The sequence below is a fragment of the Xanthomonas citri pv. citri genome, assembly GCF_000961215.1.
In the GTDB taxonomy this organism is placed as follows: Bacteria; Pseudomonadota; Gammaproteobacteria; order Xanthomonadales; family Xanthomonadaceae; genus Xanthomonas; species Xanthomonas cissicola.
Genome location: NZ_CP008998.1, coordinates 1,607,139 through 1,621,579 on the forward strand (window position 1 = coordinate 1,607,139; position 14,441 = coordinate 1,621,579).

Genomic DNA, 14,441 nt, shown 5'->3' on the forward strand with positions numbered 1-14,441 from the left:
GGTACCCGCAGCCGAGCGGCAGCGGGCGACCCGTGCAGCCCTTCTTCCATTGGGAAAGCATGGCGCGCAGAGGCGGAGGGGGCGAGGTCTGCAGCGCCCGGATCCTTTCAACGACTTGATGAGACCGTCGCCCATTGCCAGCGCGTGGTGTGGTTGCCCAGTGTCACGCAGGTCGCCAAACACACGGCTGCCGATGGTGCGCAGCCCAAAAGAACGCAATGCGTCTGTGCCCGTCGCGGGCCTGTGCCGATGGCACTAAGATGCGCAGCTCCCAGGGATGGATCGTTCGCACGTGCTCGCCAAATTCCTCAAAGCCGCCTTGCTCGGTGTCTGCATCCTGATCGCAGCAGCGCTGGCGCTCTATGCGATCTCCAGGTATTGGCCGATTCCCGAATCGCAGCGTCAGGCGTTGGCGCAGCTGCGCCAGCCGCTTCCACCGTTGCGCGGGAGCAACATGTTCGGGGCGCTGTGGTCGCTGTCGTACGCGATTCCGGAGGCGCAGCGCGAGGCAGTGCTGGCCCAGGACGTGGAGCGATTCAACCGGCTGCCGGAGCATGCGGCATTCCAAAGCGCCGCTGCAGGCTATCGGCGCCTGCCGGGTTGGCCGTCCGGCGCGCCTGCGCTGTGCATGGCCAGCGCTGGCGGATGCTTGCAGCGCGTGCGCGAACGACCGCAGGCCTATGCCGCTGCGCTGGCAGCACAGGCACCGATGCTGGCGCGGATGCGGGCGTTGGCGCAACACGCCGACTACCGCAGCCCGTTCCGTGCACGTGTCGATACGCCGCTTCCCGAACTGCCGCGCATGTCCTTGTCGATGACGACCAGCGCCTTGGAGTTTGTCCAGGGGCGCACCACCCAGGCCTTGTCCGGGGTCTGCACCGATGCGCAGGTTGCCCGTGTACTGATGCGCAGTAGCGACAATCTGGCGATCACGATGATTGGCGCGGCGATGCTGCGCGGCAATGCGCACCTGTTTGCCGACATGCTGGCCGAATTGCCGGCGCAGCATCCCTTGCCCGCGCAATGCGCCGCTGCATTTGCGCCGCTGCCGGTGGATGAGATCGCGCTGTGTCACGCGTTGCACGGTGAATCGCGGATGGTGTTTTCGATGCTGCAGGAGGATGCGTTGACGCGAGGCAGCCAATCGTCCTGGCAAGACCGGTTCCCGCTACGGTTGCTGGACGACGAACGCACCCAGGCCTTGCTGGCGCCCACCTTTACCTGGGCCTGCAGCGCGCCGGTGCGGACCTTGCTGGCACAAGATCAGCCGGTTCCGCAGACGCTGATCCCGTTGCCGCAGACCGCATCGGTGGCCTGCATCGCCAATGCAACCGGGTGTTTGCTGGCAAGCGTGTCGCGTCCGGACTACGCCAACTATCAGCGCAAGATGCAGGACGCCGCCGCTGCATTGCGCGCGCTGTCTGCGCTGCAGTGGTTGCGCGATCATCCTGCGCAGACAATGCCGCTGACGCAGCGGATCGCCGCGCTACCGCCTGCGTTGCGTGGACAGGTGCGCCCGCTAGGCGCCGGAAACGACGGTAAGAGCCTGACGCTTCGGCAGTACGCACGACCGGAGGGCGGGGCAGGCAATGATCGCTGGCCCGTGCCAGGCAGTGCGATCGCGGCCACACAGGCAGCCTCATCGGCTCGATAAAACAAGCCGCCTTCTGCACTGCCAGGCACAGGTCGCAAGACTGGTGCAGGCGGTCTACGCTTGCATGCGCAACGCTGGTATCCGCAGCAGCTGCCTGACGACCACCGGCGGACAGCCGTCAACGCCGGGCGAGCAGTCGCCAGGTGAGCTTGGAGGCGCGCATGCATCACCGTGCGTGGCATGGCCGATGCGAACCAACGGCCATGCCTGCCTGGGATCTGCGCAGGGGTGGGTTGGCTGCCTGAAGCGGCCGGAGGTCAGGACGACTCAAGGACGTGAATGCACTGCGCGCGTCGCTGTCTCCCGCCGCATGACGCATGCGGCCTTGTTCGCTGTCATCGGCATTCCGCACGTAAAAACGACATGCCGCGTCCTTGCGGGACGCGGCACGTGATGGCGCCACTGTATCTTGGAGATGGACGGCGCACCCAACAGCTGTGTTCAGAAGCGGAAGTTCAACCAGCCCATCACGAAGGTCGAATCGCCGTAGCCGGCCTTCTCCAACGCCGGCCCGGCCATCAGATGTTCGGCGCGGAAGGTCACCGACCAGTTCGGGTCGATGTTCCAGGTGGCGTTGATGCGCGGCATGGTGCCGATGCGGCGCTCGCCGGTGTTCTGAGTGCGTGCGTAGGCGCGCGCCTGGTTGTTGTAGATCGCATCGCTGGTGGTCTGGCGCCACAGCGTTTCCCACTCCAGGTTCACGGTGAGCTTGGAGGTCGGCGAGAACGTCAACGTCGGTGCGGCAGTGACCAGGTTCACCGGGCCGAAGAACGTGGCCCAGCTGAAGTAGATCGTGTTGCCGTACAAGAAGTTGTTGTTGCGCAGCGTGCCGGTGCCGGAGGTGCCGCCGCCACCGGAAGCGATTTCGCTATGGAAGCCCAGGCGTGGCTTCCAGCCCGATTCGCTCAGCGACCAGGCGTTGGAGGTACTGGCCATGTAGGCGCGCAGGTCGCGTCCGCCGAAGCTGCCGCGCTGCACGGTCACGAACGAATCGGTGCGCAGCTTGCCCACGTTGCCCCACAGGCGCAGACCGTAGTAATTGCGGTTTTCTTCTGCGGTCTGACGGCCCCACACCTGGTTGTCGTTGCGGAACTGATAGAAGAACGGCTCCAGGTACATCGGCTTGGCCGTCGCCAGGCGGTAGCCACCGACCACGCCGCGAAAGTGCCGCGAGCGGTCGATGCGATCATCGCCGAGGCCTTCGGTGCCATCGATGTTGAAATTGAAATCGAACAGGTCAACACGCGTCCTGTCGCCGATTGCCCAGGCGCGCGCGCCGTTGAAGGTCACGAAGATATCGGTGTTGTCGCGCAGCGCCATCAGCGTGGTCGGGCCATCGACGAACACCTGACGTCCGACGCGCAGGCCGGTGTCGGCGCTGCCGATACGGCCTTTCACGTCGAAGAACACCTGCTGCAGGATCGCGTTGTTTTCCTGTGTGCCGGTCTTGGTCCCCTCGTTGCGCCCGTCCAGGCTGCCATGCGCCAATTCCGTGTACAGACGGAAGTGCTCGCCCACATGGAAGTCCGCACCGAAGAAGGCGCGCAGCAGATACTGCTGCTGCGAATGGCTGCCGGGAATCAGGCCCGGATTGGTGATGGTATTGCTGCGCACGCGCAACTCGTTGCTGAGCGACACATACACATCGCCGTCGTCGTTGAGCGGGATGTACTTGAGCGGATCGAACGGACTCTTGCGCTTGGACGGATCCTTCAGGTACGACCAGTCTTCGGCCCAGCGCACCTGCCACATATTGCCGCCTTGTTTGGCGCCCCACCCCTGCGCTTCGAGCGGATAGCCCTTGGCGGTCGCCGGTGCGGCGGTGGCCGGCGCTTTCGCTGGCTCGGCCACGACCTGTTCGGCGTTGGCCGGGGCCGGTTGCACCTGCGCAAAACCCAGTGCGGGCAGCGCCAACCCAATCGCAAGGCACAGGCGCCGGGTGGCACCAAAGGAAGTTTCAGCCGTGGCCGGCTGCGCCAAGCGTGTCAATTGCATCGTGTTGCCCCATCGAAAAGTGAAAAACCCCTGAGTGAAGCTTATCGGCGCAGGGGACACCGACTGTAGTGAAGCCGGGCCAGAAAGGCAGTAACCCAAAGGTTCTAAGCTCATGAACGCACTGGGGTTTGCGCAGGCGGGCGCGACAGGAGTCGGGAATCGGGAGTCGGGAATCGCAAGGGCAGCGGCATGCCTACGGCGAAGCAGCCACTTCTGCTCGCCCGATTCCCAATTCCCGATTCACCATTGCCATGACTACCGGCACATTCACTATAGCTAGGTTCTACATAGCATCATCTTCAACCTAGCGGAGATGGCCGATGAGCGAGGCGGATGTCCACCTACGCAAATTTCAGAAGGAACTGAGCGCGGGCACGGTGTCGCTGGCCTTGCTGGCCGTCCTGGCGCAGGCCGATGCACCGCTGTACGGCTACCTCATCGCCAAGCGGCTCGAGCGTCTGGAAGGCGTGCTCAGCGGCAAGCAAAGCGCCCTGTACCCGGTGCTGCGCAATCTGGAAGGGGCCGGATTGCTAGAGAGCCATGTCGAGCCCTCGGCCTCCGGGCCGCCGCGGCGGTATTACCGCATCACCGAGAGCGGGCGTGACTGCCTGCGCGACTGGACCGCCGCCTGGCGTGCCACCCGAGATTCTGTTGATTCAGTGCTGGAGGGGAACCACTCATGAACACGATTGCACAGGCACGTCCGTTGCCGACCACCATTGGCGATTACCTGCTGCAGCTGCGCCAGGCGCTGGCCGGGGCAGATCCGGCAATGATCCAGGACGCGCTTTACGACGCCGAAGACTATCTGCGTTCCGAGCTGGCAGAACAGAAAGGCAAGAGCGAGGCCGAGGTCATTGCCGGCGTGGCCAGCAGCTACGGTGCGCCGGAGGAAGTGGCGGAGATCTACCGCGAAACCGAAGTGACCGTGGCACGCGCGCTGCGCCCCCCGGTGCCACCGAAGCGGGCATCGTGGATCGGCACGTTCTTCGGCGTGGCCGCCGACCCGCGCACCTATGGCGCATTGTTCTACATGTTGCTGTCGCTGCTTACCGGGGTGTTCTATTTCACCTGGGTCGTGACCGGCGCCAGCCTGTCGGTGGGGATGTTGATCCTGATCATCGGCGTGCCGCTGCTGGTGTTGTTCTTCGGCTCGGTGCGGGTGTTGTCGCTGGTGGAGGGCCGCGTGGTCGAAACGCTGCTTGGCGTGCGCATGCCGCGTCGCCCGCAACACCCGGGCCTGCAGGGCGGTTGGCTGCAGCGCATCGGCGCGATGTTCACCGACGCGCGTACCTGGAGCACGATGCTGTACTTCCTGCTGATGCTGCCGCTGGGCATTCTCTATTTCACCGTGTTTTGCACGCTGCTGTCGCTGTCGTTGGGCCTGGCCGCTTCACCGATCGCGGTGTTGTTCGACAACGTCGCAGTGCTGACCTGGGATGGGGTGGACGTCACCAGCGCCTGGCTGACGCTACCGTTGTGCGTGGTGGGCGTGCTGTTGTTGTTCGTTACGCTGCATCTGGCGCGCGCGTTCGGCACGTTGCACGGCATGTTCGCCAAGCAGCTGCTGGTCAAGGGCGGAGAGGCGGCGGCGTGATGCGCCTTCCGAGATGTCGGTATGCGCAGGGTGGTGGTGCTTGCTCGCTGGCATGACCGCTCTGGCGGCTGCAGGCAGACCGAGATGAAAATCCCCGGCATTGCCGGGGATTTTCTTGGGTAACTCAGGCGCGTTTGCCGCGTTTGCGGATCGGGGTCACGGTGGCCAGGTCGCGGCTGCCGACCGGATCCGCATCGTAGCGCGCGATGAATTCGCGGACCTGCGGATACACCACCTCGCGCCAGCGGCGGCCGCTGAAAATGCCGTAGTGACCGGCGCCTTCAACGACCAGATGACGACGGTGCGCCGCGTCGATGCCGGTGCACAGATCGTGCACCGCCTCGGTCTGGCCGAGGCCGGCGATGTCGTCCAGTTCGCCTTCGATGCTCAGCAACGCGGTCTTGCGGATCGCCGATGGCTTGACCAGCTGGCCGTCCACTTTCCACTTGCCCTGCGGCAGCAGAAACTCCTGAAACACCACGCGAATGGTGTCCAGGTAATACTCGGCCGGCATGTCGAGCACAGCGTTGTATTCGTCGTAGAACTGCCGATGCGCCTGCGCATCCTGCAGATCGCCCTTGACCAGATCGGTGTAGAAATCCCAGTGCGACATCACATGCCGGTTCGGGTTCATCGACAGGAAGCCGGCGTGTTGCAGAAAGCCCGGATACACCTGCCGGCCATGGCCCGGATACGGGAACGGCACGGTGTGGATCAGGTTGTTCTGGAACCACTCGATGCCGTTTTCCGTGGCCAGGTTGTTGACCTGGGTGGGGCTACGACGCGCATCGATCGGCCCGCCCATCATCACCAGCGAGCGCGGCGTGGGCTCGTCGTTGCTGGCCATCAGCGACACGGCCGCCAGCACCGGCACGGTGGGCTGGCACACGCTCACCACATGCAGGCGCTCGGCGCCGATATGGCGGATGAACTCCTGGATGTAGGTGATGTAGTCCTCGAGCCGGAACGCGCCGGCTTCCAGCGGCACCATGCGTGCATCCACCCAATCGGTCACATAGACCTTGTGGTTGCGCAGCAGGGTGCGCACGGTGTCGCGCAGCAACGTGGCGTGGTGGCCGGACAACGGCGCAACCACGAGCACGGCGGGCTGCTCCTTCATCTTGCCGATCAGTTCGACGTGGTCGCTGAAACGCTTGAAGCGCAGCAACCGGCAGAACGGCTTGCTCAGCACTTCGCGTTCGATGATCGGCAGCGAATGACCATCGACCTCGACATCGTCGAGCGCCCAGGCCGGCTTTTCGTATTCCTTGCCCAGACGGTGGAACAGCTCGTTGCTGGCGGCCATGCGCTCGGCGCCCGGGAGCGATGCCCACAGGCTGTCCGGGTCGGAAAACATCTTGGCGTTCGCCTGGGCCTGATGTACCCAGGGGGCTAGCAGATTGCGGGTCAGCTCATGCAGTTGATAAAGCATTCCACCCATCCGTGCGGTTTTGCTGCCGCGCAGCATACCGGTTTTGGCGCATTTGCACCTTAATGGGGCTGCGAACAGTTGAGGCTGTCACGGCGTGATGGCCGCCGTCTCTAAACGAGAAACCGGCTTGCCTGCCAGGCGCGACGACAGGATTTGCCCACTACGGATGCGTGCCTCTGGAACGCCGGCGCAGCTCATGTGGGCAGCGGCCCGGAGCGGGGGTGAAGACGCTGGGCGACGTCCCTCGACCCAGCAATGGAGGTGGAGCCACCCAACCGTTCTTCTGTCTAGGCGACGCAGTGACCGGATGCGATGCTCGTTGGCAACCACCTCCCGGTCAGCCGCGCTCCAGCGCCGATGCCTGGTCAGCCAGCTGCGGCGACAGCCAGCAGTGCGACCCCAGCGCAGCGAAGCCCACGCTGGCGAAGCGTTTGCGATACCAGCGCGCCGGTCGCGCCTGGAAGCCGTCGTGATCGCCCTCGAACGCATCTTCTTCGGCGAAGGCTTCCAGGAACGCAACGCCTGCGCACATCTCGGCCAATCCGGGCAGGCCCTGATTGAATTCGCGGGTGGGCACGTAATGCAGTACGTCCGAGCAGATCAGCAAGTCCACCGGCGCGCACGGGCGCAGCCAGGCGAAATCGCCGAAGCGGGCGGGGTGGATCTGGCGGCTGCGGCCATAGCGCTGCACCGCATAGGCGCTGCTGTCGAAACCCAGATAACTCAGCTTCGGCCGCAACGCCAGCAACGGCGCGCGCCACGCGGCTTCGCCGCAGCCGACGTCGAGCACGCTGCGGATCGGCCGTTCCAGGTAGTACTCGGCCTGGGTCACGGCGAGTGCGACCTTGCGTCGCAGGCGTGCGGGGTCGGCAAGGCCGGCATCGCGATACCAGCGGCGGAAATAGTGGGCGTCGTAGTGTTTGGGGTCGGACTGCTGCATGGACGTCGGCTGCTTTCGCGTGCGCGGATAGGTGAAAATGCGGGCCATCCTACGCGAGCCAGCGGAGCCAGCGCATGACCCTGTATTTGTGGATCAAGACCTTCCATCTGTTGTTCGTGATCGCCTGGATGGCCGCGGTGTTCTATCTGCCGCGCATTCTGGTCAACATCGCCGAAGCCGGCAGCGACACCGCGGTGCGCGCGCGCCTGGTGTTGATGGGGCGGCGACTCTACAAATTCGGCCACAGCATGCTTGGTCTGGCGCTGCTGCTGGGCGCGGTGCTATGGCAGGGCTACCGGGTCATTCCGGATTTCCCGACGATGGTCGCTGGCGGCTGGCTGCACGCCAAGCTGTTCGCGGTTGCGTTGATCCTGGCGCACTACATCGTGGCCGGCCGCTGGGTCAAAGGCGCCGAACAGGGGCGTGCAGTGCCCAGCGGTCGGGCATTGCGCTGGTTCAACGAAGTGCCGGTGATCCTGCTGGTCGGCGTGATCTGGCTGGTGCTGGCCAAGCCGTTCTGAGCGCATTGCGCACCGCACCTGCGCACGCCTGACGGTTTCGGCGCGCAGGTGACAGAGCTGCCACTGCTGAAAAAAATGCGGGGCCTTCCGGTATCCCGCCGCGAATGCCTGCGGTGCCTTATCGTTGGGACGGCCAGTGACGTCGAGATGTGCGCGCCGGGCAAGGGTCGATGAATCCTGGAGGCTGCGCTAGAGCGAATGTGAGCTTATGCACCTGTCGGGTGTTGCTTGCGCAGCATCTCCAGATACCGTTTCTGGTGTCCGGCAAATCCCTTCTTGCCGTATAGCGCGTAAATTTTGCCGAAGGCAGCACAGGCGCGTGCCTCATCTCCGAGCTGCAGCATCGCTTCGCCTTCGGTCATCAGCACAAGATGGTCGGTGTGGTCTGGGTCGTCGTACATCAGCGCCATCACCTCGAGCCATCGATGCACGTTTTCCTGATCGTGCAGGTCGGCGTAATCCTTGACGAAACTTGCAGACAGGCTTTGCGGGTAATAGTCCCAGTTCGCTTTGGGTTCGGGGATCAGCGCCCAGGCCTGTAATCCCAGGGCGAGCGATTCGGCCAGGGCGCCGCTGCGAAACCGTTGTGTGGATTGCTCCAGCAGGTGATCGATCTCGGCTCTCAGAACTGCCTCGATTTCGGGCTTCCTTTGCACGGTGATGGCCTTGATCAGGTTGCCGAGCGATTCAATGCATGTGGCCTACAGCTGCGCGGGCGCCTTGTTGGCTGCTCTCAGGCGCCGGTGTCCAGTTCGCGCAGGCCCTTGCGCGCCAGGTCGACCCAGGCGCGTTGCTCGCGCTGGTAATGCTTGGGCGAGGCGGCGGCGTGACGCAGCACCTGTTCGTACACCGCCCTGGCCTGGTCATTGCGTGCGATGCGCTGCAGCAGTTGTGCATAGCGCACGCGTGCTTCTTCGCCCGGATAGCCTTGGGCCAGCGTGTCGTACTCGTGCAGCGCAGCGTCGGTGTCGCCACTGCCTTCGACCGCGCGTGCATACAGCAGGTGCCCGTCATGGGAGCGGAAGCTGGGGTTGGCTGCGATCAAGGCATCCAGGGTCTGCCGCGTCTGCTGCGGTTGGCCCAGCCCGAACTGCGCCTTGGCCAGGCCGAGCATCAGGTGCGGATCGTCGCGATAGAGCCCACGCAAGGCCCCCTGGTAATGCTCGGCGGCCTGGGCGTAATCGCCGCGCGCCAGCAACGTCTCTGCGAGCTGGCGGCGATTTTCCGGAGTGTCGGCCACATCCAGCCGGCGCGAGGCGTCGCGCTGTTCGCGCTGCGGGTCCAGGGTACTGCGCACGCGCTTGAGGCTGCGGCGTGCGTTGGGGTGGTTGCGCAGATCCGGGATGACCGCCACGCACACATAGACCAGCACCGCCAGCAGGGAAAACGCCAGCAGCAGGAAGATCCAGTACAAGGGCCGCCCGCTGCGCACGACGTGGACGCAGCAGGCGGCTTGCAGCAGCAGTGAGATCAGCAGGAGCGGAGACATGCAGGTGTGGCGTCCTTTCCATGGCCGCGCACTTGGCGCGGCCGGCCTTCGTGCGAATCAATGCCCTTCGTAGGCACCATAGCTGCGCAGTCGCTCGTAGCGCTGCTGCAGCAACGTATCCACTGGAATCTTTTCCAGCGCGTCCAGCTCGTTGAGCAGTACCGCTTTCAGACGCTTGCCCATCTGTTCGGGATTGCGATGCGCACCGCCGGTGGGTTCACGGATCACCTTGTCGACCAGGCCCAGGCCTTTCAGGCGCTTGGCGGTCAGACCGAGCTGTTCGGCGGCGTCCTTGGCCTTGGCCGCGTCCTTCCACAGGATCGAGGCGCAGCCTTCCGGCGAAATCACCGAATAGGTGCCGTATTCCAGCATCAGGGTGCGGTCGCCCACGCCGATCGCCAACGCGCCGCCGGAGCCGCCTTCGCCGATCACGGTGCAGATCACCGGGATTTTCAGCTCGGCCATTTCCAGCAGGTTGCGCGCGATCGCCTCGGACTGGCCGCGCTCCTCGGCACCGATGCCCGGATACGCGCCGGGCGTGTCGATGAAGGTCAGCAGCGGCAGGCGGAAGCGTTCGGCCAGCTTCATCAGGCGCAAGGCCTTGCGGTAGCCCTCCGGGCGCGGCATGCCGAAGTTGCGTGCCACCTTGGTCTTGGTATCGCGGCCCTTCTGGTGCCCGATGATCACCACCGGGCGGCCGTCGATACGGCCCAGGCCACCGACGATGGCCTTGTCGTCGGCGTAGGCGCGGTCGCCGGCCAGTTCATGGAATTCGTCGCAGATGGTGTTGATGTAGTCCAGCGTGTACGGGCGCTGCGGATGACGCGCCAGCTGCGAGACCTGCCAGGCCGACAGATCGCGGAAGATCTGCGCGGTGCGCACGCGCAGCTTGTCGCGCAGCGCACGCACTTCGGTCTCCACGTTGACCGCAGGCCCGGTACTGGCCTTGCGCAGTTCCTGGATCTTTGCTTCCAGATCGGCGATGGGTTGCTCGAAGTCGAGGTAGTTAGGATTCATGCAATGGCGTCGTCAACGTAAGGCGGGGAGTGTAGCTGAAGCGCTGCCTTCGGCCCGTACGGGGGCGTTGGGAGCGGAATCGGGAATGGAGAATCGGGAATCAGAGCAAGGTATCCGGCCGCCGTGCTTTTGCGATTCCCCATTCCCGATTCCCCCTTCTCACGCCCACGGAGGGCTGTACTTGATCTTCACCGTCCGCACCGCAGGGTCTGCGCGCAGGCTGTCCATCAGCTGCTGGTCGATCCGCACCGAGTGGTTGCCGTTGAGGTCGAGCATGCCGGCCACACCGCCGCTGGGCGCGCGCAGCAGCAGGTCCAGGCGCAGGGGCGTCTTGCCGGGGCGGTGCTTGGCCAGCAGGGCGTCGATGCGCTTGAAGGCCTGCTTCTCGCGCAGGTCCAGGCGCAGCGACAGCCGCTGCGCGTGGTCGGCGCAGATCTGCTCGTAGTCCCAGCACTGGCGGATGCGCAGGCTGTAGCCGCCGTTGAATTCGTCCTCGCGCAGGCCGCCCTTGACGATCAGGATGCGGTCGCGGGTGAGCAGGTGGCCGAACTCGGCCATCGCGTCGGAGAACGCGCTGCATTCGACCCGGCCGCGGCCGTCTTCGAGCTGCACGAACACCTGGCTGTCGCCCTTGCGGCGCACGCCGACGACCTGGCCGGCAAGAATGGCGCCGACCTCCGGGCGCCAGGCGCGTTTTTCGCCATCGCCGCCGCCCCCACCGCCACCACGCTGTTGCGAGGCCAGGATCTTTTCCAGCGCACCCAGGTCGCAGCCGACCAGCTCGCGGACTTCGTCGCGGTGCGGGTCGAACGGGTGGCCGCTGAGGTAGAAGCCCAGCGTTTCGCGCTCGCCGGTGAGCAGCTGGCCCAACGGCCATTCCTTGCTTTCGGGCAGGTCCAGGCGCATTGCCGGTGCGCTCGGGTCCGGCCCGCCGAACAGCGAGTTCTGCCCGGAGGCGCGCTCACGCGCCATCTGCTCGGTGGCCTTCATCACCTCCGGCAACTGCAGCATCAGCGAGGCACGGTTCTTGCCCAGGCCATCCATGGCGCCGGCATTGATCATCGCTTCCAGCGTGCGCCGGTTGAGCTTTGCGGTGCCCACGCGCGTGCAGAAATCCAGCAGCGTGGTGTAGGGACCGCCGCGCTGGCGTTCTTCGACGATTGCCTCGCAGGCGCCCTGGCCGACGCCCTTGATCGCGCCCAGGCCGTATTGGATGGTGTCCGGGCTGGCGGCCTCGAACATGTACGCCGACTCGTTGACGCGCGGCGGTTTGACGGTGAGGCCGAGGTTGCGCACCTCATCCAGAAAGCCCACCACCTTGTCGGTGTTGTCCATGTCCGAGGACAGCGTGGCGGCCATGAATTCGGCCGGGTAATGCCGTTTCAGCCACGCGGTCTGGTAGCTGACCAGCGCGTAGGCGGCGGCGTGCGACTTGTTGAAGCCGTAGCCGGCGAACTTCTCCATCAGGTCGAAGATTTCGTCGGCCTTGGCTGCGCTCACGCCGCCCTTGGCCGCACCTTCGCGGAAGATTTCGCGGTGCTTGGCCATTTCGGCCGGCACCTTCTTGCCCATCGCGCGACGCAGCAGGTCGGCGCCGCCCAGCGAATAATCGCCGACGATCTGCGCCATCTGCATCACCTGCTCCTGATACACCATGATGCCGTAGGTGTCTTTCAGGATGACTTCGGTGCGCGGATCGGGGTAGACGATCTCCTGCTGGCCGTGCTTGCGCGCGTTGAAGTCCGGGATCAGGTCCATCGGGCCAGGACGGTACAGCGACACCAGCGCGATCAGGTCTTCGAAGCGGTCCGGGCGCGCGTCCTTGAGCAGGCGGCGCATGCCCGAGGATTCGAACTGGAACACCGCACCGGTATTGCCCGAGGCGAACACGCCCTTGTAGGTGGGCACGTCGTCGAGCGGAATGGCGGTGATGTCGACCGGGTCGATGCCGGCGCGCGCATGGCGCACGTTGATCGCCTTGACCGCCCAATCGATGATGGTCAGCGTGCGCAGGCCGAGGAAGTCGAACTTCACCAGGCCCACCGCCTCGACGTCGTCCTTGTCGAACTGGGTCACCGGGTTCTTGCCGCGGCCGTCTTCGTCGTGTTCGGCGAACAGCGGGCAGAACTCGGAAAGCGGATCGGGCGCGATCACCACGCCGCCGGCGTGCTTGCCGGCGTTGCGGGTGAGGTCTTCGAGCTGGCGCGCCAGATCCATCAGGTCGCGCACGTCGTCTTCGACCTGGTAGCGCTGGATCAGATCCGGCGAGGCCATCTCCGAGTCCTTGCCTTCGCCCATCGCGTCCTTGAGCGTGATGCCCAGGATGTTGGGGATCAGCTTGGCCACGCTGTCGACCAACCCATACGAAAAGCCCAGCACGCGGCCGGCATCGCGCACCACCGCCTTGGCGGCCATGGTGCCGTAGGTGATGATCTGGCTGACGCGTTCGCGGCCGTACTTGCGCGCCACGTAGTCGATGACTTCGTCGCGCCGGTCCATGCAGAAGTCGATATCGAAGTCGGGCATCGACACGCGCTCTGGATTCAGGAAGCGCTCGAACAGCAGGTTGTACGGCAGTGGGTCCAGGTCGGTGATCTGCAGCGCCCAGGCCACCAGCGAGCCGGCACCGGAACCGCGGCCCGGGCCGATCGGAATGCCCTGGTTTTTGCCCCACTGGATGAAGTCGGCCACGATCAGGAAGTAGCCGGGAAAGCCCATCTTGATGATGGTGTCCAGCTCGAATTCGAGCCGGTCCACATAGTCCTGGCGGGTCTTGCCCGGCGCGATCGGGTTCTTTTCCAGGCGTGCGGCCAGACCCTGTCGCGACTGGCTGCGGATCCAGGTGTCCAGCGTTTCGTCTTCCGGCACCGGGTAGGCGGGCAGGAAGTAGGTGCCCAGGCGCATCTCGATGTTGCAGCGCTGCGCCAGCGCGTGGGTGTTGTCGATGGCGTCGGGGATGTCGGCGAACAGCGCCGCCATCTCCTCGCTGGACTTCATGTATTGCTGGTCGCTGTAGTCGCGCGGGCGCTTGGGATCGTCCAGCACGCGGCCGGAGGAAATGCAGACGCGCGCTTCGTGCGCATTGAAGTCGCTGGCGTACAGAAAACGCACGTCGTTGCTCGCCACCACCGGCAGCCCGCGCACGCCCGCGGCGTGCAGCGCGAACTGGTTGAAGCGTTCCTCGCCATCGCGGCCGGTACGGGTGAGCTCCAGGTGCAGGCCATCGCCGAACACGCGCTGCCAGTCGGCCAGCTGTTGCTCGGCCAGATCCGCGCGGCCCTCGTTGAACAGGCGCCCGGCCAGGCTGTCGCGGCCGGCCAGCGCAAACAGGTTGGCGTGCCCGGCCTGCAGCCATTCCGGATGGATCGCCACGCCGCCTTCGGGGCGGTGGCCTTCCATCCAGGCGCGGGTGAGCAGCCGCGACAGGCTCAGGTAGCCTTCACGGTCGCGGCACAGCAGGGTCATGCGCCACGGCGTCATGTCCGGCGTGGCGATCATCACGTCGGCGCCGGCGATCGGCTTGATCCCGACGCCTTCGGCGGCCTTGTAGAACTTGACCAGCGCGAACAGGTTGTTGAGGTCGGTGACTGCCAGCGCGGGCATGTCGAGTTCGACTGCCCGGCTCAGCAGGTTGGCCTGCTTGGCTTTTTTCGGGTCAGCCTGATCCGGTTTCTCGGGCACACGGATGGTGGAATCCGCCAGCGAGAACTCGGTGTGGACGTGCAGATGGACGAAGCGGGAAGTGGACATGCGGGACCGGAATAATGCGCGGTCAGGGTACCGGCGGGGGCGGGGG

General features: G+C 65.1%; 11 protein-coding genes. 4 read left to right on the forward strand and 7 right to left on the reverse strand.

All coding sequences use genetic code 11. The features are described 5' to 3' along the window. Nucleotides 1–277 precede the first annotated feature (277 nt). The gene (locus AMD14_RS07620; protein WP_015462992.1) at nt 278–1,654 is read left to right on the forward strand and encodes a hypothetical protein; all 1,377 of its coding nucleotides are present in this window, start codon (nt 278–280) and stop codon (nt 1,652–1,654) included. A gap of 441 nt (nt 1,655–2,095) precedes the next feature. Here AMD14_RS07620 and AMD14_RS07625 read toward each other — a convergent pair whose 3' ends face one another. Further along, complete coding sequence (locus tag AMD14_RS07625) at nt 2,096–3,649, reverse strand: alginate export family protein (RefSeq protein ID WP_015462993.1); 1,554 nt, start codon at nt 3,647–3,649, stop codon at nt 2,096–2,098. Between the two features lie 320 nt (nt 3,650–3,969). Between AMD14_RS07625 and AMD14_RS07630 the strand changes: the two genes are divergently transcribed. After that, nucleotides 3,970–4,332: a PadR family transcriptional regulator gene (locus tag AMD14_RS07630; RefSeq protein WP_003485401.1), complete on the forward strand. Its 363-nt coding sequence runs from the start codon at nt 3,970–3,972 to the stop codon at nt 4,330–4,332. Next, nucleotides 4,329–5,246 carry a sensor domain-containing protein gene (locus AMD14_RS07635; RefSeq protein WP_015462994.1) on the forward strand — a complete coding sequence of 306 codons (918 nt, stop codon included), beginning with the start codon at nt 4,329–4,331 and terminating at the stop codon, nt 5,244–5,246. Before AMD14_RS07630 ends, AMD14_RS07635 begins: the two co-directional genes overlap by 4 nt. A 124-nt stretch (nt 5,247–5,370) precedes the next feature. Here the strand turns inward: AMD14_RS07635 and AMD14_RS07640 are convergent, their stop codons facing one another. After that, on the reverse strand, nt 5,371–6,714 hold the full coding sequence (locus tag AMD14_RS07640; RefSeq protein ID WP_015472356.1) for a polyhydroxyalkanoate depolymerase: 1,344 nt from the start codon (nt 6,712–6,714) through the stop codon (nt 5,371–5,373). Nucleotides 6,715–7,015: 301 nt separating this feature from the next. Beyond that, the gene (locus AMD14_RS07645; RefSeq protein ID WP_011050894.1) at nt 7,016–7,618 is read right to left on the reverse strand and encodes a methyltransferase; all 603 of its coding nucleotides are present in this window, start codon (nt 7,616–7,618) and stop codon (nt 7,016–7,018) included. Between the two features lie 74 nt (nt 7,619–7,692). Here AMD14_RS07645 and AMD14_RS07650 point away from each other — a divergent pair, with 74 nt between their 5' ends. Further along, on the forward strand, nt 7,693–8,139 hold the full coding sequence (locus AMD14_RS07650; protein WP_003485394.1) for a CopD family protein: 447 nt from the start codon (nt 7,693–7,695) through the stop codon (nt 8,137–8,139). 206 nt (nt 8,140–8,345) lie between these two features. Here the strand turns inward: AMD14_RS07650 and AMD14_RS07655 are convergent, their stop codons facing one another. From AMD14_RS07655 to dnaE, 4 genes are all read right to left on the reverse strand, one after another. Continuing rightward, nucleotides 8,346–8,795, reverse strand: coding sequence for a hypothetical protein (locus tag AMD14_RS07655; protein ID WP_003485392.1), 450 nt, complete (start codon nt 8,793–8,795; stop codon nt 8,346–8,348). 77 nt (nt 8,796–8,872) lie between these two features. Next, nucleotides 8,873–9,628 carry a tetratricopeptide repeat protein gene (locus AMD14_RS07660; RefSeq protein WP_005911702.1) on the reverse strand — a complete coding sequence of 252 codons (756 nt, stop codon included), beginning with the start codon at nt 9,626–9,628 and terminating at the stop codon, nt 8,873–8,875. Between the two features lie 57 nt (nt 9,629–9,685). Continuing rightward, on the reverse strand, nt 9,686–10,645 hold the full coding sequence (locus AMD14_RS07665; protein ID WP_003485388.1) for an acetyl-CoA carboxylase carboxyltransferase subunit alpha: 960 nt from the start codon (nt 10,643–10,645) through the stop codon (nt 9,686–9,688). Nucleotides 10,646–10,804: 159 nt separating this feature from the next. After that, nucleotides 10,805–14,395, reverse strand: coding sequence for a DNA polymerase III subunit alpha (gene dnaE, locus AMD14_RS07670; RefSeq protein WP_011050895.1), 3,591 nt, complete (start codon nt 14,393–14,395; stop codon nt 10,805–10,807). Nucleotides 14,396–14,441 lie beyond the last annotated feature (46 nt).